At 61.2% G+C, this 22,310-nt stretch carries 21 protein-coding genes and 2 pseudogenes; 4 read left to right on the top strand and 19 right to left on the bottom strand.

The genetic code is table 11. The features are described from left to right. Window positions 1–116 precede the first annotated feature (116 nt). Entirely contained in the window at window positions 117–1,640 is a 1,524-nt protein-coding gene (locus tag BLR20_RS02305; RefSeq protein ID WP_074594333.1) for an amidase, read from the top strand. Between the two features lie 9 nt (window positions 1,641–1,649). On the opposite strand, the gene phnP is transcribed toward BLR20_RS02305, so the two are convergent. From phnP to BLR20_RS28325, 15 genes and pseudogenes are all read right to left on the bottom strand, one after another. Further along, on the bottom strand, window positions 1,650–2,402 hold the full coding sequence (gene phnP / locus BLR20_RS02300) for a phosphonate metabolism protein PhnP (protein ID WP_074594330.1): 753 nt from the start codon (window positions 2,400–2,402) through the stop codon (window positions 1,650–1,652). Next, complete coding sequence (gene phnN / locus BLR20_RS02295; RefSeq protein WP_003423939.1) at window positions 2,393–2,959, bottom strand: phosphonate metabolism protein/1,5-bisphosphokinase (PRPP-forming) PhnN; 567 nt, start codon at window positions 2,957–2,959, stop codon at window positions 2,393–2,395. The genes phnP and phnN overlap by 10 nt, the downstream gene beginning before the upstream one ends. Then, entirely contained in the window at window positions 2,959–4,104 is a 1,146-nt protein-coding gene (locus BLR20_RS02290; RefSeq protein WP_010434785.1) for an alpha-D-ribose 1-methylphosphonate 5-triphosphate diphosphatase, read from the bottom strand. The genes phnN and BLR20_RS02290 overlap by 1 nt, the downstream gene beginning before the upstream one ends. Continuing rightward, entirely contained in the window at window positions 4,098–4,814 is a 717-nt protein-coding gene (gene phnL / locus BLR20_RS02285; RefSeq protein WP_010434784.1) for a phosphonate C-P lyase system protein PhnL, read from the bottom strand. Before phnL ends, BLR20_RS02290 begins: the two co-directional genes overlap by 7 nt. Window positions 4,815–4,855: 41 nt before the next feature. Continuing rightward, complete coding sequence (gene phnK / locus BLR20_RS02280; RefSeq protein WP_010434783.1) at window positions 4,856–5,677, bottom strand: phosphonate C-P lyase system protein PhnK; 822 nt, start codon at window positions 5,675–5,677, stop codon at window positions 4,856–4,858. Continuing rightward, window positions 5,674–6,546, bottom strand: coding sequence for an alpha-D-ribose 1-methylphosphonate 5-phosphate C-P-lyase PhnJ (locus BLR20_RS02275; protein ID WP_390175900.1), 873 nt, complete (start codon window positions 6,544–6,546; stop codon window positions 5,674–5,676). Before BLR20_RS02275 ends, phnK begins: the two co-directional genes overlap by 4 nt. A gap of 11 nt (window positions 6,547–6,557) precedes the next feature. After that, complete coding sequence (locus tag BLR20_RS02270) at window positions 6,558–7,637, bottom strand: carbon-phosphorus lyase complex subunit (RefSeq protein ID WP_032614664.1); 1,080 nt, start codon at window positions 7,635–7,637, stop codon at window positions 6,558–6,560. Beyond that, window positions 7,637–8,233, bottom strand: a complete 597-nt coding sequence (gene phnH / locus BLR20_RS02265; protein WP_054992969.1) for a phosphonate C-P lyase system protein PhnH — start codon at window positions 8,231–8,233, stop codon at window positions 7,637–7,639. Before phnH ends, BLR20_RS02270 begins: the two co-directional genes overlap by 1 nt. Beyond that, the gene (gene phnG, locus BLR20_RS02260) at window positions 8,233–8,697 is read right to left on the bottom strand and encodes a phosphonate C-P lyase system protein PhnG (RefSeq protein WP_010436601.1); all 465 of its coding nucleotides are present in this window, start codon (window positions 8,695–8,697) and stop codon (window positions 8,233–8,235) included. The genes phnH and phnG overlap by 1 nt, the downstream gene beginning before the upstream one ends. A gap of 14 nt (window positions 8,698–8,711) precedes the next feature. Further along, the gene (gene phnF / locus BLR20_RS02255; RefSeq protein WP_025991093.1) at window positions 8,712–9,461 is read right to left on the bottom strand and encodes a phosphonate metabolism transcriptional regulator PhnF; all 750 of its coding nucleotides are present in this window, start codon (window positions 9,459–9,461) and stop codon (window positions 8,712–8,714) included. A gap of 36 nt (window positions 9,462–9,497) precedes the next feature. Beyond that, window positions 9,498–10,286: a phosphonate ABC transporter, permease protein PhnE gene (gene phnE, locus BLR20_RS02250; RefSeq protein WP_003403611.1), complete on the bottom strand. Its 789-nt coding sequence runs from the start codon at window positions 10,284–10,286 to the stop codon at window positions 9,498–9,500. A gap of 28 nt (window positions 10,287–10,314) precedes the next feature. Then, window positions 10,315–11,325, bottom strand: coding sequence for a phosphonate ABC transporter substrate-binding protein (gene phnD / locus BLR20_RS02245; protein ID WP_010436606.1), 1,011 nt, complete (start codon window positions 11,323–11,325; stop codon window positions 10,315–10,317). 44 nt (window positions 11,326–11,369) lie between these two features. Next, window positions 11,370–12,203 (bottom strand): phosphonate ABC transporter ATP-binding protein, encoded by an 834-nt coding sequence (gene phnC, locus BLR20_RS02240; protein WP_010436608.1) that lies wholly within the window; start codon window positions 12,201–12,203, stop codon window positions 11,370–11,372. A 240-nt stretch (window positions 12,204–12,443) separates the two neighbouring features. Next, the gene (locus BLR20_RS28330; RefSeq protein ID WP_390175899.1) at window positions 12,444–13,208 is read right to left on the bottom strand and encodes a methyl-accepting chemotaxis protein; all 765 of its coding nucleotides are present in this window, start codon (window positions 13,206–13,208) and stop codon (window positions 12,444–12,446) included. A gap of 90 nt (window positions 13,209–13,298) precedes the next feature. Beyond that, window positions 13,299–14,333: pseudogene (locus BLR20_RS28325) on the bottom strand (HAMP domain-containing protein); the annotation flags it as partial. A gap of 332 nt (window positions 14,334–14,665) precedes the next feature. Here BLR20_RS28325 and BLR20_RS02230 point away from each other — a divergent pair. The 3 genes from BLR20_RS02230 (at window position 14,666) to BLR20_RS02220 (ending at window position 18,105) form a co-directional block, all read left to right on the top strand. Continuing rightward, window positions 14,666–15,493 (top strand): HDOD domain-containing protein, encoded by an 828-nt coding sequence (locus BLR20_RS02230; protein ID WP_054993043.1) that lies wholly within the window; start codon window positions 14,666–14,668, stop codon window positions 15,491–15,493. Window positions 15,494–15,663: 170 nt separating this feature from the next. Beyond that, window positions 15,664–17,640, top strand: coding sequence for a DNA topoisomerase III (locus tag BLR20_RS02225; protein ID WP_054992970.1), 1,977 nt, complete (start codon window positions 15,664–15,666; stop codon window positions 17,638–17,640). A gap of 63 nt (window positions 17,641–17,703) precedes the next feature. Next, window positions 17,704–18,105, top strand: coding sequence for a RidA family protein (locus BLR20_RS02220; protein ID WP_010436620.1), 402 nt, complete (start codon window positions 17,704–17,706; stop codon window positions 18,103–18,105). 7 nt (window positions 18,106–18,112) lie between these two features. Here the strand turns inward: BLR20_RS02220 and BLR20_RS02215 are convergent, their stop codons facing one another. From BLR20_RS02215 to BLR20_RS28315, 4 genes and pseudogenes are all read right to left on the bottom strand, one after another. Beyond that, a complete protein-coding gene (locus BLR20_RS02215; protein WP_025991095.1) occupies window positions 18,113–18,424 on the bottom strand; it encodes a DUF6482 family protein in 312 nt (103 codons plus the stop codon). 178 nt (window positions 18,425–18,602) lie between these two features. Continuing rightward, complete coding sequence (locus BLR20_RS02210; protein WP_010436626.1) at window positions 18,603–20,399, bottom strand: methyl-accepting chemotaxis protein; 1,797 nt, start codon at window positions 20,397–20,399, stop codon at window positions 18,603–18,605. Window positions 20,400–20,560: 161 nt separating this feature from the next. Beyond that, window positions 20,561–21,286 (bottom strand): methyl-accepting chemotaxis protein, encoded by a 726-nt coding sequence (locus BLR20_RS28320; RefSeq protein ID WP_390175898.1) that lies wholly within the window; start codon window positions 21,284–21,286, stop codon window positions 20,561–20,563. Window positions 21,287–21,418: 132 nt separating this feature from the next. Then, window positions 21,419–22,174 (bottom strand): annotated as a pseudogene (locus BLR20_RS28315) (MCP four helix bundle domain-containing protein); the annotation flags it as partial. Window positions 22,175–22,310 lie beyond the last annotated feature (136 nt).

Here is a 22,310-nt window from a genome sequence, read left to right as displayed (position 1 = left end):
GGCCGTACGAAAGGGGCCAGCATGGTCGCCGAAAATGCAGCGCAGAATACGTGTCAAGACCAAGATACCTGACGCGATAACCCGTTCGATTTGTACAGTCCAGTGAGGAACACTCCATGCAAAATTCGTCCGAGCTGCTCGGTAAATCCGCCACCGAACTGCGTGCGCTGATCGGCAACAAACAGCTCTCTCCGGTGGAGTTGCTGGACGCCTGTATCGAGCGGATTGAACGCCTGAACCCGAAGATCAATGCGTTCGCCGCGACCTGTTTCGAGCGCGCCCGCGACGAGGCACTGCTGGCCGAACATGCCGTCATGCAGGGCCAACCGCAGGGCCTGCTGCATGGCCTGCCAATCGGCATCAAAGACCTGGAAGAAACCGCCGGGGTACTCACCACCTACGGCTCGCAACTGTTTCGCGACAACATTCCCGCGCAGGACAACCTGTTCGTTGCGCGCCTGCGTGCTGCCGGGGCAATCGTGGTCGGCAAGACCAATGTGCCCGAACTGGGCGCAGGAGCCAATACCCGCAATGTGGTGTGGGGCGCGACCGGCAACCCGTTCAATCCTGAACTGAATGCCGGCGGTTCTTCGGGCGGATCCGCCGCCGCACTGGCCGTCGACATGGTGCCGTTGTGCAGCGGCTCGGACACCGGTGGTTCGCTGCGCATTCCCGCAGCGCTGTGTGGCATCGTCGGCCTGCGCCCTTCGCCAGGACTGGTGCCGAGCGAACGCAAGAAGCTCGGCTGGACACCGATTTCAGTCGTAGGCCCCATGGGCTGCAATGTTGCCGATACCCTGCTGCAACTGCGCGCCAGCGCCGGGCTGGGGCAGTCCGACCCGTTGAGTTATGTCATCGCCGCTGACGAGTTCGCACCCCGCCCGATCGACCTCAGCCAACTGCGTGTCGGCTACAGCGAAGACTTCGGCGCGTGTGCTGTGGATGACAGGATCCGTGCCGTCTTTCGGGAAAAGATCAACACCCTGAAATCGCTGTTCAAGTCCTGCGAAGCCATCGACCTGAAGCTGACCAGCGCCCATCGCACCTTCGACGTACTGCGTGCCGAAGCGTTCGTCGCCGGGCTGCAGGACGCTCACGACCGTGATCCTGATGCGTTGGGGCCCAACACCCGCGCCAATTTCGACATGGGCGCCGCGATGTCGCTACAGGACTGCGTCAAGGCGCATGGCGAGCAAAGCCGGATCTTTCGCGGCTTCCAGAAACAGTTCGAGCATTACGACCTGATCATCGCGCCCACCACGCCAGTCTCGCCCTTCCCCTGGAGCGAGCTGTACCTGCGCGAAGTCAACGGCGTGCCCCTGGACAATTACTATCGCTGGCTGGCGCTGTGCTACACCATCACCCTGACCACCAACCCGGCGTTGTCCCTGCCCTGCGGCACCGACCACAACGGTATGCCGTTCGGGCTGCAAATGATCGGCGGATTCCGTGGCGACGCAAAATTGCTTGCCTGCGCCGAGGCGATCGAGCAGGCAACACTGAATGATCCACGCCTGTCACGTCCGCGTCCCGACCTGCAGAAGCTGCTGGCCTCGGCAGTCGACCTGACCCACATCGTCACGCATCCGCCGATTTATGGCGGGTCGAGAACGGGCAAGCCGGAGATTGGGGCGATGTGAAGACCTCTCTCAGACCACCCTCATTGCATCCCGCCCAACCACTACGTTGCCCGGCAACTGCCCGGAGTGCTCCATGAACCACGCATCCAGCGTATGGCCGACATGCGTCAGCACCGCCCTGCCCGGTCGTAACCAATCGATAGTTTGCAGCGCCAACGTCAGGTCGTTGTGATTACGCGGCGGCTGAGGCTGTGGCGGCATCGAGCAGTCGAGCACCAGCAGGTCAAGCGGTGCACGTTGCAGATACTCGCGGGTGTCGTCGGGCAAGCCGACGGTGTCGGTCAGGTAGGCAAAACGTTGCCCGTCGCCTTCCAACAGGTAGCCGAACGTAGGCTTTGAGTGTGCCAGTGGCAGCGCTGTGACCTGCAATGCGCCCAGTGCACGGCGTTCGAAAGCCGCGAATGGCTGGCTGAAATCCAGAATACCGGGGTGTTTGTAGAGGTCGGCCAGGCCTTCCGGATCTGCCGGGCCGTGGACCGGAATCACCAGCCCCTGGCCCCAGCGCAGGTGCAACAGCCCCTGAGCGTGGTCGGCGTGGTAGTGGGTCTGCAGAATCCCGCTCAGGCTGCGCGGCGGGAAACGCTCGGTGAGGTCGCTCAGGCCACTGTCGATCAACCAGCGCTGGTCGGCGCATTCGATCAGCGCGCTGCACGGCAAACGGCGCAGATCATGGTCGGCAAGCGCGGCAGTACACGCCACACACTGGCAACCGTAGACCGGCACCTGTCGGGCGTCACCGGTGCCCAGCAGGGTCAGGCGCATGCGTGACGCTTGTCGAGCAAGCCCAGCAGCGTGGCAACGGTCTGCTGCAGGTCAGCGGAATTATCCAGCGGGAAGACCTGCGGATTGCTCGCCAGCAGGTCTCCGGCAAAGCGCGAGTTGCGCGCAAGGCGCTCTTCGATTTCCGCGAGGCTTTCCCGGTTACGCGCCAGCAGGCGCTTGCGCAACACCTCCTGATTGACGGTCAGCAACACCGCCAGCAGCGTGGGATAACGCGCCTGCGCCTTTTGCAGATGCGCCCGGGAGCCATTGATCAGGACATCATGGCCTTCCAGCAGCCATTGATCGATCTCGACGGGAATGCCGTAGTGCAGACCATTGGCCTGCCAGCTCAAGGCAAACGCGCCTCGCTCGCGCATCTGCTCGAACTGCTCGACGGTCACCGCCTGGGCAGCCTCGCCCACCGCTTCGGCGGAACGGGTAATCACCCGCCGGACGATCCGGCAATCGCGTTGCGCCAGGGTATCCCGGGCCGCGTCCAGCAGGCTGTCCTTGCCTGATCCGGACGGCCCGATGAGATAGATCAACCTGCCAACCATCAAAACACCCTCTTGCCTTGTCGCCAGACCTTGTCGATAACCGGCAGGCCGGCATGATCACGCGCCTGGATCAGATCAGCGCGCAGCCCCACTCGTATTTCACCGCGATCCGCCAGTCCGGCAGCCACCGCTGGCGTGCGGCTGACCATGTTGATCGCCTGCGGCAAGTCACATTCGTTGTCCTGAGCGGCGAGCATGAATGCAGACTGCAACAGACTGGCCGGGTAGTAATCGCTGGACAGAATATCCAGCAACCCGTCACGGGCCAGCGATGCTGCCGCCACGTTACCGGAGTGCGAGCCGCCGCGCACGATGTTCGGTGCGCCCATCAACACGCTCATGCCCAGTTGCCGACAGCCACGGGCCGCTTCGAGTGTGGTCGGGAACTCGGCGATGTTCATGCCGAAGCCCGCCGATTCCTCGACATGCGCCATGGTTGCATCGTCGTGACTGGCAATCGACAAGCCGCGCGCCAGGCACAGCTCGACGATCGCACGCCGGTAACGGTCGGCGTACTCGTTGGAGTTGGCCACCTGCTCGACGATGAAACGGTCCATTTCCTCGTTGTTCATGTGGTACTTGCCCATGTAGTACTCGCGGTACTTGGACTCCAGGGCGAACTGGCGCTGGCCGGGCGCGTGGTCCATCACCGAGACCAGTTGCACCAGCGGCTGGTCCAGCAGATCACGAAACACGCTCAAGGTATCCGGGTGGCTGACCTCGCAGCGCAGGTGCAACAAGTGCTCGGCGCGGGTCAGGCCTGCCGCGTTGGCGTCGGCAATCGCCTGCAGCATGGCGGGCAATTGCTGCATACGCTTGCCTTTGGGGTTGATGTCGCCGATCGACAGTGCGTCGAATACCGTGGTGATGCCCGCCGCGACGATTTGCGCATCGTGGCTGATCACCGCCGACATCGACGGCCAGTCGACACCCGGACGCGGCGACAGGTGCTTTTCCAGGTTGTCGGTGTGCAATTCCACCAGCCCCGGCAGCAGGTAATCGCCCTGCATGTCCTGGGCCTGGCTCAACTGGCTGCATCCGCTCTCGACCTCGGCAATCAGGCCGTCACGGACCACCACAGTGCCGGTGAATACCTGCTCGGCCGTCACCACGCGGGCGTTACTGAAAACCTGTTCGTTCAGCATTGCAGCAACTCCTTGGCGGTAAGGTCCACCGGGGTCATGTCGAGTTGACGATTGGCGACTGCCTCGCGGGCGTCGCGGTCATGGAAAATACCGATCAGGGCGGCACCGGCCTGTTTGGCCTCATCGACCAGTTGCAGCACCACACGGCGGTTGGCGTCGTCCAGCGACGCCGTCGGTTCGTCGAGCAACAGCACCGGCCACGGCACCATAAACGCGCGCGCGATGTTGATACGCTGCTGTTCGCCACCGGAAAACGTACTGGGCGCCAGCGGCCACAGGCGCTGCGGAATATTCAGCCGGCCCAGCAGCAGTTGCGCACGCTCCTGCGCCTGCTCACGGGACCAGCCGCGCGCCAGGGCCGGTTCCATGACCACGTCCAGGCTGGACACGCGCGGAATCACGCGCAAAAACTGACTGACGTAGCCGAGCGTCTTGCGTCGCACCTCAAGCACCTGGCGCGGGGTTGCGCCGACCAGTTCGGTCCACTCGCCTTCATGCTGCACGCGAATACTGCCGGCGGCAGGCAGGTAGTTGCCGTACAAAGTGCGCAGCAGCGTGCTTTTGCCCGCGCCGGATTGCCCGCTGAGCACCAGACATTCGCCGGCGCGCACCGAGAAATTCAGGCCGCGCAGCACATTGAGGACCACACCGTTGTGCTGATGCAGGGTGAAGGTTTTCGACAGGTCACGGACCTCGATCAACGTTGTCATCGGGCTCACCTCTTCTGTACAGGCTGTTCGGACAGTGCCGCTCATGGCTGCAATACCGAGGACACCAGCAGTTGCGAATACGGGTGCTGCGGGTCATCGAGAATCTGGTCGGTCAGGCCGCTCTCGACCACTTCCGAGCGACGCATGACCATCAGCCGGTCAGCCAGCAACCGCGCGACCGCCAGATCATGGGTGACGATGACCACGGCCAGATCCAGCTCGCGCACCAGCCCGCGCAACAGATCGAGCAAACGTGCCTGCACCGACACGTCAAGCCCGCCAGTGGGTTCGTCCATGAACACCAGTCTGGGACTGGAGACCAGATTGCGGGCGATTTGCAGGCGCTGCTGCATGCCGCCGGAAAAGGTCCGCGGCAGGTCGTCGATGCGCTGCGGATCGATCTCCACCTGGGTCAGCCAGTCCAGCGCGGCACCCCGCAACTGCTGATAATTGCGTACCCCCTGCGCCATCAGACGTTCGCCGATATTGGCGCCGGCCGACACGCCCATGCGCAGGCCATCGCGCGGGTTCTGTTCGACAAAGCCCCACTCGGTGCGCAGCAAAGTGCGCCGCTGCGCCTCACTGGCGCTGTACAGGTCGAACCAGTCGCCCTCCTTGCTGCGATAGTCGATGCTGCCGCGGTCCGGCGGGCAACGTCCGCTCAACAGCGAGAGCAGCGTGGATTTCCCCGAGCCGGACTCGCCGACGATGCCCAGCACTTCGCCGGGGTAGAGATCGAAACTGACGTCCTGACAGCCCTTCTGCACACCGTACAGACGGGTCAGGCCGCGCACCTTGAGCAGCGGCTGCACAGCCTCGGGAAGGTGCTCGCCCGCCGGGTCCAATGAACGTGCACTGATCATCGGTCGTTCTCCTGCTGTTTGACGCGCTGGGCGCAGTAATCGGTGTCGGAGCAGACAAAGCTCTGCGTGCCGGCATCGTCGAGAATCAGCTCATCAAGAAAGGAATCATGACTACCGCAGATCGCACAGCACTGCTCCCAGCGCTGCACCTCGAACGGATGATCTTCAAAGTCCAGGCTCACCACCTGCGTATACGGTGGCACGGCGTACAGACGCTTTTCGCGCCCCGCACCGAAGAGCATCAATGCCGGGCTCATGTGCAGCTTGGGGTTATCGAATTTGGGAATCGGCGACGGGTCCATCACGTAGCGCTCATCGACCATCACCGGGTAAGCGTAACTGGTAGCGATATGGCCGAAGGTCGCGATGTCCTCGTAGAGTTTGACGTGCATGACGCCGTAATCATCCAGCGCGTGCATGGTCCGGGTCTCGGTTTCCGAAGGCTCGATGAAACGCAGCGGCTCGGGAATCGGCACCTGATAGACCATGATCTGATCGGCCTGCAGCGGCGTTTCCGGGATCCGGTGACGGGTCTGGATGACGGTCGCCTCGGGCGTGCGCTCGGTGGTGGCGATGCCGGCCGTGCGGGCGAAGAAACGCCTGATCGAGACAGCGTTGGTGGTGTCGTCAGCGCCCTGATCGATGACCTTGAGCACATCATCAGCGCCCAGGATTGCGGCGGTCAGTTGCATCCCGCCAGTGCCCCAGCCATACGGCAGCGGCATTTCGCGACCGCCAAACGGCACCTGATAACCGGGGATTGCCACCGCCTTGAGCAAGGCGCGACGAATCATGCGTTTGGTCTGCTCGTCCAGATAAGCGAAGTTGTAGGCCTCATCCCGTGCATGCCTTTGCTGTGCGGTGTTCATCGGTGCATTGCTCATTGGTCGCTCTCCGGTTTCGGTGCAGACTTGCGCAGCTTGCGGATCAGCTCCAGCTCGGACTGGAAGTCCACGTAATGCGGCAGTTTGAGGTGCGAGACGAAACCCGCCGCTTCCACGTTGTCGCAATGCGCGAGCACGAACTCTTCCTGCTGGGCCGGTGAGCGGACTTCTTCGTTGAATTCCTCGGCGCGCAGCGAGCGGTCCACCAGTGCCATGCCCATCGCCTTGCGCTCGGCGTTACCGAACGCCAGGCCGTAACCGCGGGTAAACTGCGCGGGTTCGCTGGCCGAGCCGACGAACTGATTGACCATCTCGCACTCGGTGACTTCGATGTCGCCGATCACGATCGGGAAGCCCAGCTCTTCAGGTTCGATCCAGACTTCCACCTCGCCGATGCGAATTTCCCCGGCGAACGGGTGATTGCGGCCATAGCCGCGCTGGGTCGAATAACCTAGCGCCAGCAGGAACCCTTCATCACCACGCGCCAAAGCCTGCAGGCGCTGGGCACGACTGGACGGATACTCCAACGGCTCGCGGGTGATGTCCGCCACACGCTCGCCATCGTCGACTTCTGGCTTCATCAGCCCTTCTTTGGCCAGCAACCCGAGCACTCGCGGACAGGGCTCCAGGGTGGCGTGCGGGGTGACTTCCGGGCCCGGGTGCTCGCCTTCGGCCAGCAAGGTGAAATCCAGCAAGCGGTGGGTGTAGTCGAAGGTCGGCCCCAGCAATTGACCGCCGGGGACGTCCTTGAATGTGGCCGAGAGGCGACGGCTGAGTTGCATGTGCGAAGTGTCGATGGGCACGCTGGCACAGAAGCGCGTCAGCGTGGTGCGATAGGCGCGCAGCAGGAAGATCGCTTCGATCAGATCGCCCGCCGACTGCTTGATCGCCAGCGCAGCCAGTTGCGGGTCGTAAAGCGAGCCCTCGCTCATGACCCGTGCAACCGCCAGCGGCAGTTGCTGACGGATCTGCTCGACGTCGAGTTCGGCAATGCCGGTGTCGCCACGACGCCTGCTGGCCAGCAGGCGGTGAGCGTTATCGATGGCCTGTTCGCCACCCTTGACTGCGACGTACATCAGGCACACTCCTGCACGCGGGTGCTGCGTGGCAAGCCGAGCAATCGATTGCCCGAGACAAAGAACACATCCAGCCCGCAAGGGAAGACATTGCGCGCTTCACGTGCGGCCCAGAAACCTTCATCCAGCGGCAGGGCCACCGAATTTTGTCGCTCGATGCCGGGACCGCTCCAGGCAAGCATCTGCCCGCCTTCCAGGCCAGGCAGCTGGATCAGCAAGGTGCAGGATTGATCCGGGTAGCGGTCATTGCCGGTATCGAAATCGTGCAGTTGCAGGGCCGTCGACGCATCGAGCAACGCGAAGCGCGCTGCGTGCCGCTCCGTGACAATCGGGCTGCCGCAATGAAAGGCAATGTTTGCGCGAATCGCCGGGGTATCGAACGCCGGTGCCAGCCACACTGGCGTGTCCAGGTCCAGCAACGCCAGGCACAAGGCGTGGGTGGCACTGTCCAGGCCCTGCAAGGCCGGCGGCTGGTGCGCAGCGGGCAGGTTCTGGATCACCCCCGGCCCGGACAGCGCCTTGAGGGCGACGCGAAAACTGCGCTGGGCATCCAGTACCGGATCGGTGAAGGCAGGTTGCAAAAGAACGGCACTCATCAGTCTTCTCCTCGGACCAGGGTAAAGAATTCGACTTTGGTGGCAGCGGCCTCGGCGTCCTTGTGCGCCCGACGCTCGGCTTGCGCGCGCGCCAGGGGCTCGATCAGTTCGGACAGCCACCAGGCCTGCTGTGCGCCTTGCAAATGCGCGTCGGCCAGCGCCGCCAGTTCCGCGTGGTGCTTGTCGCGTCCAGCCAGATAGCTGTAGCCGGTGCGCCCATCGGCCAGACGCACCACACAGCGCGTCACACTCATTTCGCCAAGGTTGAAGGCTGAACCGGTGCCGCCCATACGGCCGCGCACCAGGGTCATGCCGATTTCCGGGGCGCGGATCATCTGGTAATCGGTGTCGCGCAACGCCGCTTCGTGACGCTGCAATCGCTCGCGGCTCGGCTCATCGACATGGGCGCGCGCCAATACGCCCATCCAGTGCTGACGTGCGGCTGTTTCAGGGGATGCTTGCATGGAACACCTCGGGGTCAGTCCGTCGTTGGGTTGCCAGCCATATGGCTGTCGGCAATCGCGTTGAATGCCACTTGATACTGGAAGCGGTCGGAACGGCTGACCGAGCGCGAAAGCTCTACAGGCTGCCCCGAGCGGTCACACGAAACCGTCAACACCGTCAGCACAGGTATATGCCGAGGCATCAGCAGCAGCCCGGCCTCTCCGCGGGACGGCAGGCGGGCCCCGATCAGGCTCTGTGCACGGCTCAGCGGCAATTCGCGCTCGGCCAGGTACTGGCGCACCGAGCCGCCCTGATACTCAGCCAGCAGTTCGCTGTAACGGGCGCTGTAGCGATGGCAGATCAGACTCACGGCCTGGCCGTCCAGCTTGCGCAAGGTCTGCAGTTCGATCAGTGGCGCATGCTCGGCCAGCCCCAGATGCAGCGCATCTTCCTGAGTGGCGAGGCATTCGCGACGCACCAGCAGCACGGCCTCGACCCCGATGCCCTGCGCCGACAGCGACTTGCTGTAGGCGCTGTCAGCCTGCATCGGGTAGATCAACGGGCGTTCCAGTACTTGAGTGCCCTTGCCCTGGCGGCGCAGCACACTGCCCTCGCGGACCAGCTCGTCGACAGCGCGGCGGATGGTGTGGCGGTTGACGCTGAAGCGTTCGGCCAGCTGAAACTCGGCGGGCAGGTAATCGCCAGGCAGATACGTGGCCAGCTCGTCACGCAACGTCTCGGCCAGTTCCAGGTACATCGGCTCGTATTGTCTAGACAACTGCATGGTTAAAAAAAGTGTTCATTGAACACCCCTCTTCTGTCAGATGAATTGCTTGCGCAGGCGCTGCGACATGATGTCGATGACGCTTACCACAACGATGATCACCAGCAGCACGGCGCTGGTCTGGACGAACGCAAAGGCGCGAATGTTTTCCCAGAGAATAACCCCGATGCCCCCTGCACCGACCATCCCTACCACGGTTGCCGAGCGCACATTGGATTCGAACCGGTATAGAGCATAGGAGATCCACAGCGGCATAACCTGCGGAATGACCCCGTAGATGACTTCCTGCAAGGCGCTGGCACCGGTGGCGCGCACGCCTTCGACCGGTCCGGGCTCTATGGCTTCGACAGCTTCGGCGAACAGTTTGGCGAGGACCCCGGTGGTGCTGATCCACAGCGCCAGCACCCCGGCGAACGGCCCCAGGCCGACGGCGACCACGAACAACATCGCGAAAACCATCTCGTTGATCGAACGAAAAGCGTCCATGCAGCGCCGCAACGGCAGATGAATCCACCACGGCGTGATGTTCTCGGCGCAAAGAATGCCCAGCGGTATCGAGCAGACAATCGCCAGCGCCGTACCCCACAGGGCAATCTGGATAGTCACCAGCATCTCCTTGAGGTAACTGCGCCACTCACGGAAGTCCGGCGGAAAGAAATCGGCGGCGAATGTCGCCATGTTCGACGAGTCGCGAACCAGTGCCATCGGGTTCATTTCTGCGCCGTGCCAGGCCCAGGCCAGTGCAGCGAGCAACAGACCCCAGCCCAGATAACGGGACCAGTTGGGTTTGCCCGCAACCTGGGTATAGGCAACGTGAGTGGTCATGACGAACTCCTGATCGTGAACGGCTGGCTCAACCTGCGGAGCTGCCTGCGGTTTTCTGGTTCAGCTCGGTGATGCGCTCCTGCAACTTGCTCAGGCTGGCATCGATATCCTTGAGACGGGTGGCTTTCTCCTGGGCATCCAGCGTGGTGCTGGCCACCACTTCGGTACGCTGCTTGAACAGTTCGAGCTGGCGAATGGGCAGCAACTGGTCATCGCTGGACTTGAGGAACTTGCCCATCTGCATGTTCTTCAGGACGGTCTTCTCTTCATCTGTGTTGCCATAACTGGTGAAGAATTCACGGATCTTTGCCTTGTCCTGGTCCGACAGCGCCTTGCTCCAGACAATCGGGTCGGCCGGGATCAGCGGCGATTTCCAGATCACCTTGAGTTGCTCGACCTTGTCGGGCTGGGTCACGGCCAGACGATCCCAGCTTTCGGTATTGAAGGTCGCAACGTCCAGCTGCCCCTTGGCAACACTGAGGGCGTTGACTTCATGACTGGAGTTCAGGGTGCGCTTGAAAGCGGTGGACGCATCGACGTGGTTTTTCGCGAACACGTAATAACCCGGCACCAGATAGCCTGAAGTGGAATTAGGGTCACCGTTACCGAAGGTCAGGCTCTTGGCATTCTTGAGCATGTCTTCGACGCTATTGATCGGGCTGTCCTTGCGTACGATCAGCAGGCTCCAGTAGCCCGCATCACCATTGGCGGCGGAGGTCTGGGCAAAGATTTCGCCGTTGGAGCGGTCCACCGCCTCCATCGCCGCCTTGTTGCCCAGCCAGGCTACGTCCACCTTGTTGAAGCGCATGCCCTGAATCAGGCCGGCGTAGTCCGAGGCGAAGGTGGCGTTGACTTTGAGACCGGTCTTGCGGCTCATGTCATCGAGAAACGGCTGCCAGATACTTTTCAGGTTTTGCGAGGACTCGGTGGACATGATGCCGAAATTGATGGCTTTTTCTTCTGCGGCCTGGACCGTGCCCAACGCGCAGGCAGTCAGCAAGGCGGCAGAGGCGAGAAGACGACCGATACGCTTGAACATGCAGGCTCTCCGGAAAATGTCAGGTGGGGGATGGTGGAAGGACGTCAGACTTTGGCCAGCGTCAGGCGGGCTTTTTGCCGCACGCGCCGGCTTCGTTCGGTGATCATCAGACTCGCGTCCGCGTCTGCACCGTAGAGGTCGTTGAGGAACTGTTTGCTGAGGTCCTGCGCCAGGCCATCGAAATGAATGCGCCCTGCCTTGAGGGCCACCGCACGCGGGCAATAGCGCACGGCATAATCGACCTGATGCAGGGTCACCACGACTGTTTTGCCGTCGCTGCGGTTGATGTCGGCGAGGATTTCCATGACGCGGCGCGCCGACTCCGGGTCCAGCGAGGCAATAGGTTCGTCGGCGAGAATCACTTCGGCACGCTGGGTCAAGGCACGCGCAATTGCCACCCGCTGCTGCTGACCACCGGACAGGGTCGAGGCCCGTTGCGCGGCAAGGTCCGCCAGCCCGACCCTTTCCAGCGCAGCCATTGCGCGCTGTTTTTCCTCGTTATTGAACAGCGCCAGACTGCCGCGCCAGCGTGGCATGCGCCCCAGGCAACCAAGCAGGACGTTGTCCAGCACGCTGAGGCGATTGACCAGATTGAATTGCTGGAAGATATAGCCGATATCGGCGCGCAGACGTCGCACCTGGCTGTTGAGGCGGCCGGAGGACTGAACCTCGCGACCCAGTACCTGAACCTGACCGCCATTGCTGCGATCACAGCACGCCAGGCCTGCAAGGTGCCGGAGCAGCGTTGACTTGCCCGACCCGGAAGCGCCAATCAGCGCAACCATCTCACCGGGTTGTATAGACAACGCGAGGTCAATCAAAGCGCCTTTATGGGAAAAGGTCTTGTTCAGGCCCTGTACATGAATGGCTTCGTTCATGAGGCTTCTCGGTCTGTGCACGACCCGGGACAGGTCGCATTTGGTTGTCAACCAAACTGGACCTGTGTTGTTGCAGCCTCATGAACCGCGAGTGACCAAGTGATAACAGTTTGTCGCCAATGGTGTGGCAACGGACAGCGGTGGGAGCGTCATCCGCTGTATCGCCACACCGAAGCGTCAGAACTGAAAGAAGCCAGGCAGCCGCTCCCAGTACTGCGGAGCGGCGCAGAGGCAGCAGGATCAGATCCTGAAGCTGCCTACCAGTTGCTGCAGGCGCGCAGCCTGCTCTTCCAGCGAGTTGCAGGCATCCAGGGTCTGGCGCAGGTTGTCGACGCCCAACTGATTGAGGGTGTTGATGTGAGTGATGTCGACATTGATCGACTCGACCACCGAGGTCTGCTCCTCGGTTGCCGCCGCAACCGACTGGTTCATGCCGTTGATCTCTTCGATGCGGCGGGTCACGCTGCTCAGACGCTCGCCGGCAAGGTTGGCGATGCCGACGCTGTCCTCGCTCTGACGCTGGCTCTCGGTCATGTTGGTCACTGCGTCGCGAGCGCCGACCTGCAGCTCCTCGATCATGGTCTGCACCTGCTGGGCAGAATCCTGAGTGCGATGCGCCAGATTGCGCACCTCGTCGGCCACTACCGCGAACCCGCGCCCTGCTTCACCGGCACGCGCCGCTTCGATGGCCGCGTTGAGCGCCAGCAGGTTGGTCTGCTGGGAAATACTGGTGATCACTTCCAGAATCTGCCCGATGTTGGCGGTCTTGCCATTCAGGCTTTCGATGTTCACGCACGACTCGCTGATCTTCCCGGACAGCTCGTTCATCGCCTTGATAGTCTGCTGCACGACGTTCTGACCGTCGCTGGCCAGGCCGCTCGCATCGCTCGACTGCTGCGAGGTGCGCGCCGCATTCTGGGCTATTTCCTGGGCTGCGGCGCCCAATTCGTTGATCGCCGCGGCCACGCTTTCGGTGCGGTTGGCCTGCTGGTCGGAGTTGCCCATGGACGCGTTGGAGACCTTGACCACCCGGGTGGCAACCTCGCCCAATTGCGCGGCAGTCGAGGCCACTTCACGGATCGAGGCGTGAATGCGCTCGACGAAACGGTTGAACGACTCGGCCAGTTCGCCGAATTCATCTTGCGAAGTGATGGCCAGACGCTTGGTCAGATCGCCCTCGCCGTCAGCGATATCACGCATCGCACGGCCCATCTGATGCAAGGGTTGCATCAACACCCGAATCAACAGACCCAGCAGCAGGATGATTACCACCACCACAACCACCATCGCCGTGATGGCCGAAGCACGGAACTCGGCCAACATGGCGTAGGCCGAGTCCTGCTCAAGTACCAGTGCCACGTACCAGTTGGCCGTCGAAACACCTTGAACAGGCGTGAAGGAAATGATCTCCGGCTTTTTACCGGAGTCGATTTCAGTCACCCCGGTGGCAATTTTCGGCGTGTTGGTCGGGTAGGCTTCACTGATGTTCTTGAGCACCAGTTTGCTGTCCGGGTGCACCAGGATCTTGCCGTCGGCACTGACCAGAAATGCATAGCCATGGCCATCGAAGTTCAGCGAGTTGATGATCTTGGTGACGTTGTCCAGAGCGATATCAGCACCGGCCACGCCCACGAACTGATTCTGGAACTTGACCGGTGTGGCCATGGTCATGACCAGCTTGCCGGAAGAGGCCGCGATGTAGGGTTCAGTCACGATGGTGCCGGGCGCATTCTGTGCCGCCTTGTACCAGCCACGCGCACGCGGATCATAATCAGCGGGGCGATTGGCCGATGGTACCGAGAACATGACGCCCTCGGTGCTGCCAAAGTAGCTCAACTGAAAACTGTCGCTGTAGGCAGGCAGGCCGATGGCGCGCTGCAACTGTGGCAGTTCCTTGCCATCCGCGGCGATTTGCTGCGACATCGACTGCAGCAATTGCATGCGGCTTTCCAGCCAGGTCTGAATATTCTGCGTGGTGAGCGTACCCAGTTGTTGCAACTCGGACTTGACGCTGGATTTGAGTGACTGACGCTGGCGATAGTCATTGACGACAATGAACACGCTGAACGCGACAACCACAATCAATGCAGCGGCAAGAAGGATTTTCTTGCTGAACCCCAGACTCTTCATAGCGGTGACTTCCACGGCAAAAAACCAATAAGGACGATCTCTGGATCGCCAATCAAACTTCACAACGGTGCCGTCTATTTCACGTTACAACCCACAGGCCGCTCAGCGGCCGGAGCCGAGACCTCTGCCACGGCGTCAATCAACGGACAGGCAAGAGCATCGAAACTTTATAGAGACGCTTGTATCGCCATATCGGCGCGATCCGCGAGTCCTTGATTATTTTTTCGTCGGGGGTCGAGACGTCTTTCCCATAATCGACACTCAAGCGTGCAGAACAGGAAAAACTGGCTATGGTTGAAATCATCCCCCGCACTGCACAGGATGGCCACGCCATGCCAAGTATCGAGCAACTTTTTGACGGTTTGCATAGCCTCCCGAGTATTCCCAAAGTGGCTCAGGACTTGATGCTGCAATTTGACAATCCCTCTTCCAACCTGGAAAGCATTGCCCGCAATATAGAAAAAGACCCGGTGATTGCGGCCAAGGTATTGCGCCTGGCCAACTCGGCGCGCTTTCGCGGCTCGAGGGAATCCTCAAGCATCGAAGACGCAGCCATGCGTCTGGGTTTCAATACGCTGCGTACGCTGGTGATGGCCTCGGCAGTGACCGGTGCGTTCAAGGCCGGGCCGAGCTTTGATCTCAAGGGGTTCTGGCTGAAAAGCTTTCAAGTGGCCGGCATCTGCCGGATGCTGGCGAAACAGACGGGCGTCGATCCTGAAATTGCCTTTACCTGCGGGGTGATGCATAACATCGGTGAGTTGCTGATCCAGACCGGTGCGCCCGATGTCGCCGAACGCCTGAACAACGCCGCCAAGGCCGGGACACCAGGACGTGCAGCCGGCGAAACCCTGCAACTGGGTTTCAGCTACCCGGAAGTCGGTGCAGAACTGGCCAGTCGCTGGCATCTGCCCAAGGTCATTCAACAGGCTATCGCCTATCAGGCAACGCCGCTGAAGGCACCGGCTGACGCACCGCTGCCAAAGATCGTTGCCCAGGCCATCACCATTTCGGATGCGCTGGAGGCCCACGGCGGCGCGACGCCTCAGGCGCAGCAGGCCTCAGGCGGGCCGCTGATGGAGGGCATTGATCTGGACGCGCTGTTTGCCGGGTTGCCGGCAGTGCTTGAAGCCGACAAGGCATTTTCCGAATTGTTGAGCTGAGCCATCGGCAACTCTTCAGCCTGACCAACGCAAGCGGGCATGGCGTCAAGCGGTCCATTTCAGGAGTCGCACAGCGAGTTTATCTGTATATCCATACAGATAAAACTTGCCCGCCACGCATTCAGCGTTCATCCTTGCAGCCCTTGCACCGGTAATCGACGACGGTAGTCATGCGGCTGTTTCTCTGCGAAAAACCTTCCCAGGCCAAAGATATTGCGGCTGCGCTCGGCGCCACCCGGCGTGGCGACGGCTGCTGGGTGGGTGCCGATGCGACAGTGACCTGGTGCATTGGCCACCTGCTGGAAACCGCCCCGCCCGATGCCTACGATGCACGCTACAAACGCTGGGTACTGGAAGACCTGCCCATCGTGCCGGAAAAATGGAAGATGCTCGTCAAGCCCAGAACCGCCAGCCAGTTCAAGGCAGTCAAGCGGCTGCTGGGTGAAGCCCGGGAACTGGTGATCGCCACCGACGCCGACCGTGAAGGCGAAATGATCGCCCGCGAACTGATCGAGCACTGTCGCTATCGCGGGCCGATTCAGCGCCTGTGGTTGTCGGCACTGGACGACGCCTCGATCCGCAAGGCGCTGGCGGCGCTCAAGCCCGGTGCCGATACGTTCAGCCTGTATCACTCGGCACTGGGCCGATCACGCGCCGACTGGCTGATCGGCATGAACATGAGCCGTCTGTTCACCCTGCTGGGTCGACAATCCGGCTATCAGGGCGTGTTACCAGTCGGCCGGGTACAAACCCCGACCCTGCGACTGGTGGTGGACCGTGATCGCAGCATCGCCAACTTCGTCCCGGCGCCCTACTGGGCTATCGACGTCAGGCTGCTGCATGACAGTCAGGCCTTCATTGCCCAATGGCGCGCACCCTCGGATGCCTGCGACGATCAGGACCGCTGCCTGAACCAGGCGCTGGCGCAACAGGCTGCGCACGACATGCGCGCCGCTGCCGGCGCACGACTGGTCAAGCTGCGCACCGAGCGAATGCGCGAAGCGGCGCCCTTGCCGTTCGACCTGGGTACCCTGCAGGAAATCTGTTCAAAGAAGCTCGGGCTCGGTGCGCAGGAAACCCTCGACATCGCCCAGTCCCTGTATGAAACCCACAAGGTCATCACCTACCCGCGCAGCGATTGCGGTTACCTGCCGAACAGTCAGCACGGTGAAGCCGCAGGCATCATCGCGGCGCTGTGCAAGGCCGACCCTGCACTGACAGGCCTGTCGCCGCACCTCGATCCACAACGTCGGTCCCGGGCCTGGAATGACAGCAAAGTGACGGCCCACCACGGCATCATTCCCACTGCGGCGGTACGCGGCGTAGAACGTCTGACCGGAAAACCGCGGGCGGTGTACACCCTGATCAGGGCGCGCTACCTGGCCCAGTTTCTGCCCAACCATGAATACGATCGCACCCAGGCTGACTTCGACTGTGCAGGCCACGCGCTGCGTGCGGTGGGCAAGCAGATTGTCGAGCCGGGCTGGAAGCGAGCGATGCCCGAAGCGCTGGCCCCGGCCAAGGGTCGCGAAGCGCCTGCGCCGCAGCCGTTGCCGGCATTGTTTCAGGGCTGCGAGTGCGCAGTCGCCGAGGTCATCCTCAAGGACCTCTGGACCCAGCCGCCCAAGCCGTTCACCGAGGGAGACCTGATCAAGGCGATGAAGAACGTCGCCAAACTGGTGGAAGATCCGCTGCTGAAACAGAAGCTCAAGGACACCACCGGCATCGGCACCGAAGCCACGCGCGCCGGGATCATTCAAGGGCTGCTGGACCGTGGCTACCTGACCAAGCAGGGCAAGTCGCTGTGCGCAGCACCGGCAGCCTTCAGCCTGATCGACGCCGTGCCCCGTGCCATCGCCGATCCGGGCACCACAGCCATCTGGGAACAGGCGCTGGACATGGTCCAGAGCGGCGAAATGAGCCTTGAAGAGTTCGTCGCCAAACAGGCGGCGTGGATGAGCAAACAGGTCAGCCGTTGCGTCGGCATGCGTATGAGCATCAGCGGACCGGCCAGCCCGGCGGGCGTCACGCCGCCCTGGAAGAAAAAACGCAAGACCACAAAGCGCGTCGCCAAAACCTCCTCCGCCTCGGCGGACACTCCAGCGAAAAAGCCGCGGCGTGCTGCCAGACCAGCCGCCAAGGCGTAGGCCGGAACAGTGACAGCCAGATCAGCCATTGCACATTCAAGCGTTACGAACAGGTGTTACAACATGTCAGACCGAGAACTCATCATTCCGCCCACCATGCAGTCGATCATGGACCGAGCAGGCTATGCGCCTGCAGTCAGGGTTGGGGATACCCTGTACTGCGCGGGCCAGGTGGGACGTACGCGGGATATGGAAGTCATTCTCAACCCGGAGGCGCAATTCATCGCCTGCTGGGAAAATCTGCGCACGGTACTCGCCGAGGGCGGCTGCACCTTCGACGACATCGTCGACATGACCACTTATCACGTCGCCATGAGCGAGCATATGGCGGTGTTTCGTGAGGTGAAAAACCGCATCTTCCCCCGTGGCCAGTGCGCCTGGACCTGCATCGGCGTGGCCGAACTGGCGCACCCCGGGTTGCTGCTCGAAATCAAGTGCGTTGCGGTCAGGCGCAGCAACGCCTGATCGGCGGTCACAGGCTGGAGCGCAAGGGTATCTCTTGCCGCGAAGCCTGTGCACGGACATCGTCCAGACCGACCATTTCGTCATGCGCCACAGCCTGGGTCATGAACAGCTTTACGTCAGACACTGAAGACAGCACCTTGCGCGCCTCTTCCACCGAGGCAACGTGCAGGGTTTTTCCGCTCGAATCCTCCACCGGCACAGACTGGCCGTCGAGCTTCGCGTGCAGTACGTAGGAACCGCCTTCCATGGAGATCAGATCGAGTTCACGAACCGCTTGATCCTTTACATGCTTGGTCAGGTCTTGAATTTTCAAAGTCACACCTCCGGTGGCGTTCTGGAAATCAGCGCCGCTTGAAAATGGAGCTTTTATTGGCGCAAACGTTCAGTCGTTTCGGTTCAGGCCAGCCTGAACACGCCTGCCGTCAGTGCATGAAACACATTGAGCGATGTCACTGTGGGTCGGCATCGAACACCGGGCGCGCACGTCGCGCCCTCGCTTATTTACCCAACAGCAGCGCTGCATCGAAGCCCATCCGCAAGTTGCCCCAGTGGCGCCCCTCGAAAAAAAACGGTACGTCGATTTCGGTCATGATCTCGCCGGTATCACGCAGGTAAGTCTGCAACAGAAAACGCTGCTTGTTGCCCGCAGCGCGCAGGCCGATCGGATCGGAGAACATACGTTTGTTGCGGCACACCGGCAGATCGACTTCGCGGTTGCCGGTAGGTTTTTGCGATACCCAACTGTTGTTGACCGGGCAATAGCCTTTGCTGTCGACGATGAAGGTGACCTTGCCGCCGCGTGTGCCCTTGGTCAGCTTGTCGCATTCGTCCTGGCAGATTTGCGCAAAACGCTCGGTGTAGCCGGTGGTGTATTGTTTCGGATCTGTGCCGGGAATCAGCTTGTAACTCTGATCGAACAGATTGACGCCCTGCTTGTGCAGCTCGGCCAGGCGTACTTGCAGAATGTCACGGCACTGACTGGCGCGAGTAATCGCCGCATCCAGCTCGCCATGCCCAAGCACAAATCGCCCGAGCAGCGCCTGCACCTGCTCGGCCACACTGGACAGATCCCGGGTGGCGGTCGCGGAGTGCTGCATGCGCTGGTCGATGGCCTGGCTATCGGCATAGATCCGCGTTACCCGCTCGTTGATCCCCGTGTTTGTGGAAGCGAACTGCTGAATGTGCGCAGCGATGTCGGCGAGCTTGTCGTTGGTCGACTCGAAATCGCCGATCATGCTCTCGAAATGGCCGGACGCACGTTCTACCACCAGCTGGGTTTCGCGGGCGCTGTGGCTGATCTGAATGGTCTGTTCGTGTGTGGAGCTGACTTCCTGAAGCATGGCGTCGATGTTGCGCGAGATGTCGTCAGTGGCTTTACTGACGTTTTGCGCCAGCGTGCGCACCTCGTCGGCCACCACCGCAAAACCTCGACCACTCTCCCCCGCCCGCGCCGCTTCGATGGCCGCGTTGAGCGCCAGCAGATTGGTTTGCGAGGAAATTTGCTGAATCAGGCCGACGATCGACTTGATGCTTGACGAGCGCTCATTCAAGCCGGAGACCAGCCCACCGAACTCATTGAGACTGCTGGATATCTGGCTGATGTTTCCAGTCACTTCCAGCAACTCGGCGTAAGAGTCGCGCGCCATGTTCAGGTTCTGCGCAGTGGTGCTGGAAATGCCCTGCGTCTGTTGCGAGACGTCTTCGATGCTGCCCACCGCCATGTTGCTCTGGTCCATCACCTCTCTGGCGAAGCGTGCCTGATCGGTCGCGCTGTCGCTGGAATCACTGATGTTCTTCAGCGAACGCGCCGACTCGACGGCGATCTGTACAGTCAGCCCCTGAATGCTGCTGATGATCTCGCGCTGTTTGGCCAGAAACAGATTGCAGGTACTGGCCAGCCCGCGAATTTCATCATGGGTGAGCAGCGGCAGATCCCTCGACAAATCACCCTCACCGCTGGCGACCTCCTCGAGCGCACGGGTCATGGACATCACTGGACGCACGATCAGGTGGCGGAAATACCAGACCATGAAACTGACCATGACCAGCGTGAACAGCGTGCTCAGCAGAATCGCGTTGCTCAGCAGATCAAGCTGACTCTGGATCACGCCCAGCGCAACAGGGTCCGTTTGCGTACCGCGCAATTGCAGCATGATGTCGGAACGGATGTTCAGCGCCACCCAATACAGCAGGGCGCTGACCAGGACCAGCAGGAAAAGGCTTGATAGCTTCTTGGTCAGCGTGTTGAAAAACTGCTTTTCAACTGACTCATACAAAGCCTTTAACGTCTGCATTTTGCTGCTCCTGGGTACAAGGGTGATTCTCGTGCGATGGTTAACGTCTGTCGCTACCAAAGCTTTAATGCGTTCGCCTTCAGCGCAGGCGAAAAACTTCAGCCACACAGCTCACGGCGCTTTTCGCGCCGCAGAGTACTGCAGAGCTGGGCAATTTGATATCACAGCTGAAAACGATCAACCGATTGTGAAAGCTGCCCGGCCATCACCGACAGTTCATCGGTGGTACTGGCGGTCTGGACGATTACCCGGCTGTTGCCCTCGGACATGCTGGCAATCATTTCTACCTGATGGGCGATTTCATTGCTGGCCAGGCTTTGCTCGCCAATGGTGCGGGTGATGTCGTTGACCAATTGCGTGGTGCTCAACGTGGCATCCAGGATATCGCTGATCGCACGTTCCACTTCGGCGGTGACCGCCATGCCCTTGTCGACCTGAGCCACACCGGCTTCCATGCTGGTAACCGCCTCGCGGGTGCTCTGCTGAATGCGCGCGACCATGGCGGTGATTTCCTGAGTGGAAGCACTGGTGCGCCCCGCCAGGCTGCGCACCTCGTCGGCAACCACGGCAAAACCCCGGCCCTGCTCGCCAGCACGGGCAGCCTCGATGGCAGCGTTGAGCGCCAGCAGGTTGGTCTGGTCGGCAATGCCCTTGATGACCTGGATAATATTGAAGATTCCTTCCGAGTCCTTGTCCAGCGTGCGGATCACCTGAGCCGACTGCTGCGCCGAACGGGCGATGCTGTCCATATCACTAACCACCTGATGGATCACCCGACCGCCGTTCTTGGCCAGGGATTCGGCTTGACCGGCCATTTCCAGGGCCTGCCCGGCATGCCGGGTGATTTCTTCAATGCTTGCGGTCATCTCGCTGGTCGCCGCCGACATGGTGCCGGCAGCAGAACTCTGTTGCCGGCTGCTGTCGGCCACCTCATGGCAACCACTGCTGAGCTGACGGCTCATGCCACTGACGTCATTGGCGTTGCTGCGCACCACTTCGATCATGCTGCGCAGGTCACGCTGCATGATCGCCAGGCTGCGAATCAACATGCTGGCTTCGTCACGACCACGGGGCTCGTCGATAGGATCGCGGAGGTTGCCATGGGCAATACTGTCGGCAATACGGCTGGCGGACGCCAGCGGGATCATGATGCTGCGCGTCACCCAGTGACCCTGGACCAGCAGCAACAAAATACTGATCGAAAGCACGACCGCCAAGGTCACATTGGCAGTGCTAATCGCCTGACGAGTGCGCTCGCCGCTGGCTTTGGAATTGTCCTCGATCAGGTCACTCAAGCTCGACATCTGCCCCTCCAACTGCGTGAAGGCGCTGGAAAATGTACCCAGCTCTTGCTGCGCGCGGTCCGGACTGTCGATGGCCAGCCCGACGATGCGCTCGCCTGCGCTGATATAAGCGTCCAGGCTAGGCTTGATCCTGCTGAGTTCTGCCTTGATGGCATCGGTGAGCGGCAGTTGCAAGTTATCGCTCACTACCTTGCGAAACAGTGCGGCATGCTCATTGAGCGACACCTGCACTTCGTCACGCGTGCTGTCGCTCCTGCCCAGGCCGAACAGCATCGCTGACAGCACATCGGCACGCAGCGCGTCGTGCATCATGTCGGCTTGCAGGTGATTGCCCAGCGCAGCCATGCTCACTTCACTGTCGAGCATTGCCGCCTCCATGCGCGTATTACCCAGGAAGTTGACCAGGCTGATGATCATGACGGTCAGTACACTGGTGCCTATCAGCAAGAACAGACGTAGTTTTATCGACATCCTGTAGCCCCTCCGGTCAATGAAATAACGCGAGCTGCGGATTGCTCTTATCAACAGCTTATCGACGCACGTTGCCAGATACTTAGCCCTATTTAGCAGCTATTGCCGAATCGGCAGACAATAACCTTGACCCTCC

Source organism: Pseudomonas congelans (assembly GCF_900103225.1).
Classification (GTDB): Bacteria; Pseudomonadota; Gammaproteobacteria; order Pseudomonadales; family Pseudomonadaceae; genus Aquipseudomonas; species Aquipseudomonas congelans.
This window is presented reverse-complemented; position numbering and strand designations above follow the sequence as displayed.

Excerpts from the sequence above, each read along its gene's own strand:
- BLR20_RS02305 (WP_074594333.1), top strand. The coding sequence starts at position 117 with ATGCAAAATTCGTCCGAGCTGCTCGGTAAATCCGCCACCGAACTGCGT.
- phnP (WP_074594330.1), bottom strand. The coding sequence starts at position 2,402 with ATGCGCCTGACCCTGCTGGGCACCGGTGACGCCCGACAGGTGCCGGTC.
- phnN (WP_003423939.1), bottom strand. The coding sequence starts at position 2,959 with ATGGTTGGCAGGTTGATCTATCTCATCGGGCCGTCCGGATCAGGCAAG.
- BLR20_RS02290 (WP_010434785.1), bottom strand. The coding sequence starts at position 4,104 with ATGCTGAACGAACAGGTTTTCAGTAACGCCCGCGTGGTGACGGCCGAG.
- phnL (WP_010434784.1), bottom strand. The coding sequence starts at position 4,814 with ATGACAACGTTGATCGAGGTCCGTGACCTGTCGAAAACCTTCACCCTG.
- phnK (WP_010434783.1), bottom strand. The coding sequence starts at position 5,677 with ATGATCAGTGCACGTTCATTGGACCCGGCGGGCGAGCACCTTCCCGAG.
- BLR20_RS02275 (WP_390175900.1), bottom strand. The coding sequence starts at position 6,546 with ATGAACACCGCACAGCAAAGGCATGCACGGGATGAGGCCTACAACTTC.
- BLR20_RS02270 (WP_032614664.1), bottom strand. The coding sequence starts at position 7,637 with ATGTACGTCGCAGTCAAGGGTGGCGAACAGGCCATCGATAACGCTCAC.
- phnH (WP_054992969.1), bottom strand. The coding sequence starts at position 8,233 with ATGAGTGCCGTTCTTTTGCAACCTGCCTTCACCGATCCGGTACTGGAT.
- phnG (WP_010436601.1), bottom strand. The coding sequence starts at position 8,697 with ATGCAAGCATCCCCTGAAACAGCCGCACGTCAGCACTGGATGGGCGTA.
- phnF (WP_025991093.1), bottom strand. The coding sequence starts at position 9,461 with ATGCAGTTGTCTAGACAATACGAGCCGATGTACCTGGAACTGGCCGAG.
- phnE (WP_003403611.1), bottom strand. The coding sequence starts at position 10,286 with ATGACCACTCACGTTGCCTATACCCAGGTTGCGGGCAAACCCAACTGG.
- phnD (WP_010436606.1), bottom strand. The coding sequence starts at position 11,325 with ATGTTCAAGCGTATCGGTCGTCTTCTCGCCTCTGCCGCCTTGCTGACT.
- phnC (WP_010436608.1), bottom strand. The coding sequence starts at position 12,203 with ATGAACGAAGCCATTCATGTACAGGGCCTGAACAAGACCTTTTCCCAT.
- BLR20_RS28330 (WP_390175899.1), bottom strand. The coding sequence starts at position 13,208 with ATGGGCAACTCCGACCAGCAGGCCAACCGCACCGAAAGCGTGGCCGCG.
- BLR20_RS02230 (WP_054993043.1), top strand. The coding sequence starts at position 14,666 with ATGCCAAGTATCGAGCAACTTTTTGACGGTTTGCATAGCCTCCCGAGT.
- BLR20_RS02225 (WP_054992970.1), top strand. The coding sequence starts at position 15,664 with ATGCGGCTGTTTCTCTGCGAAAAACCTTCCCAGGCCAAAGATATTGCG.
- BLR20_RS02220 (WP_010436620.1), top strand. The coding sequence starts at position 17,704 with ATGTCAGACCGAGAACTCATCATTCCGCCCACCATGCAGTCGATCATG.
- BLR20_RS02210 (WP_010436626.1), bottom strand. The coding sequence starts at position 20,399 with ATGCAGACGTTAAAGGCTTTGTATGAGTCAGTTGAAAAGCAGTTTTTC.
- BLR20_RS28320 (WP_390175898.1), bottom strand. The coding sequence starts at position 21,286 with ATGTCGGCGGCGACCAGCGAGATGACCGCAAGCATTGAAGAAATCACC.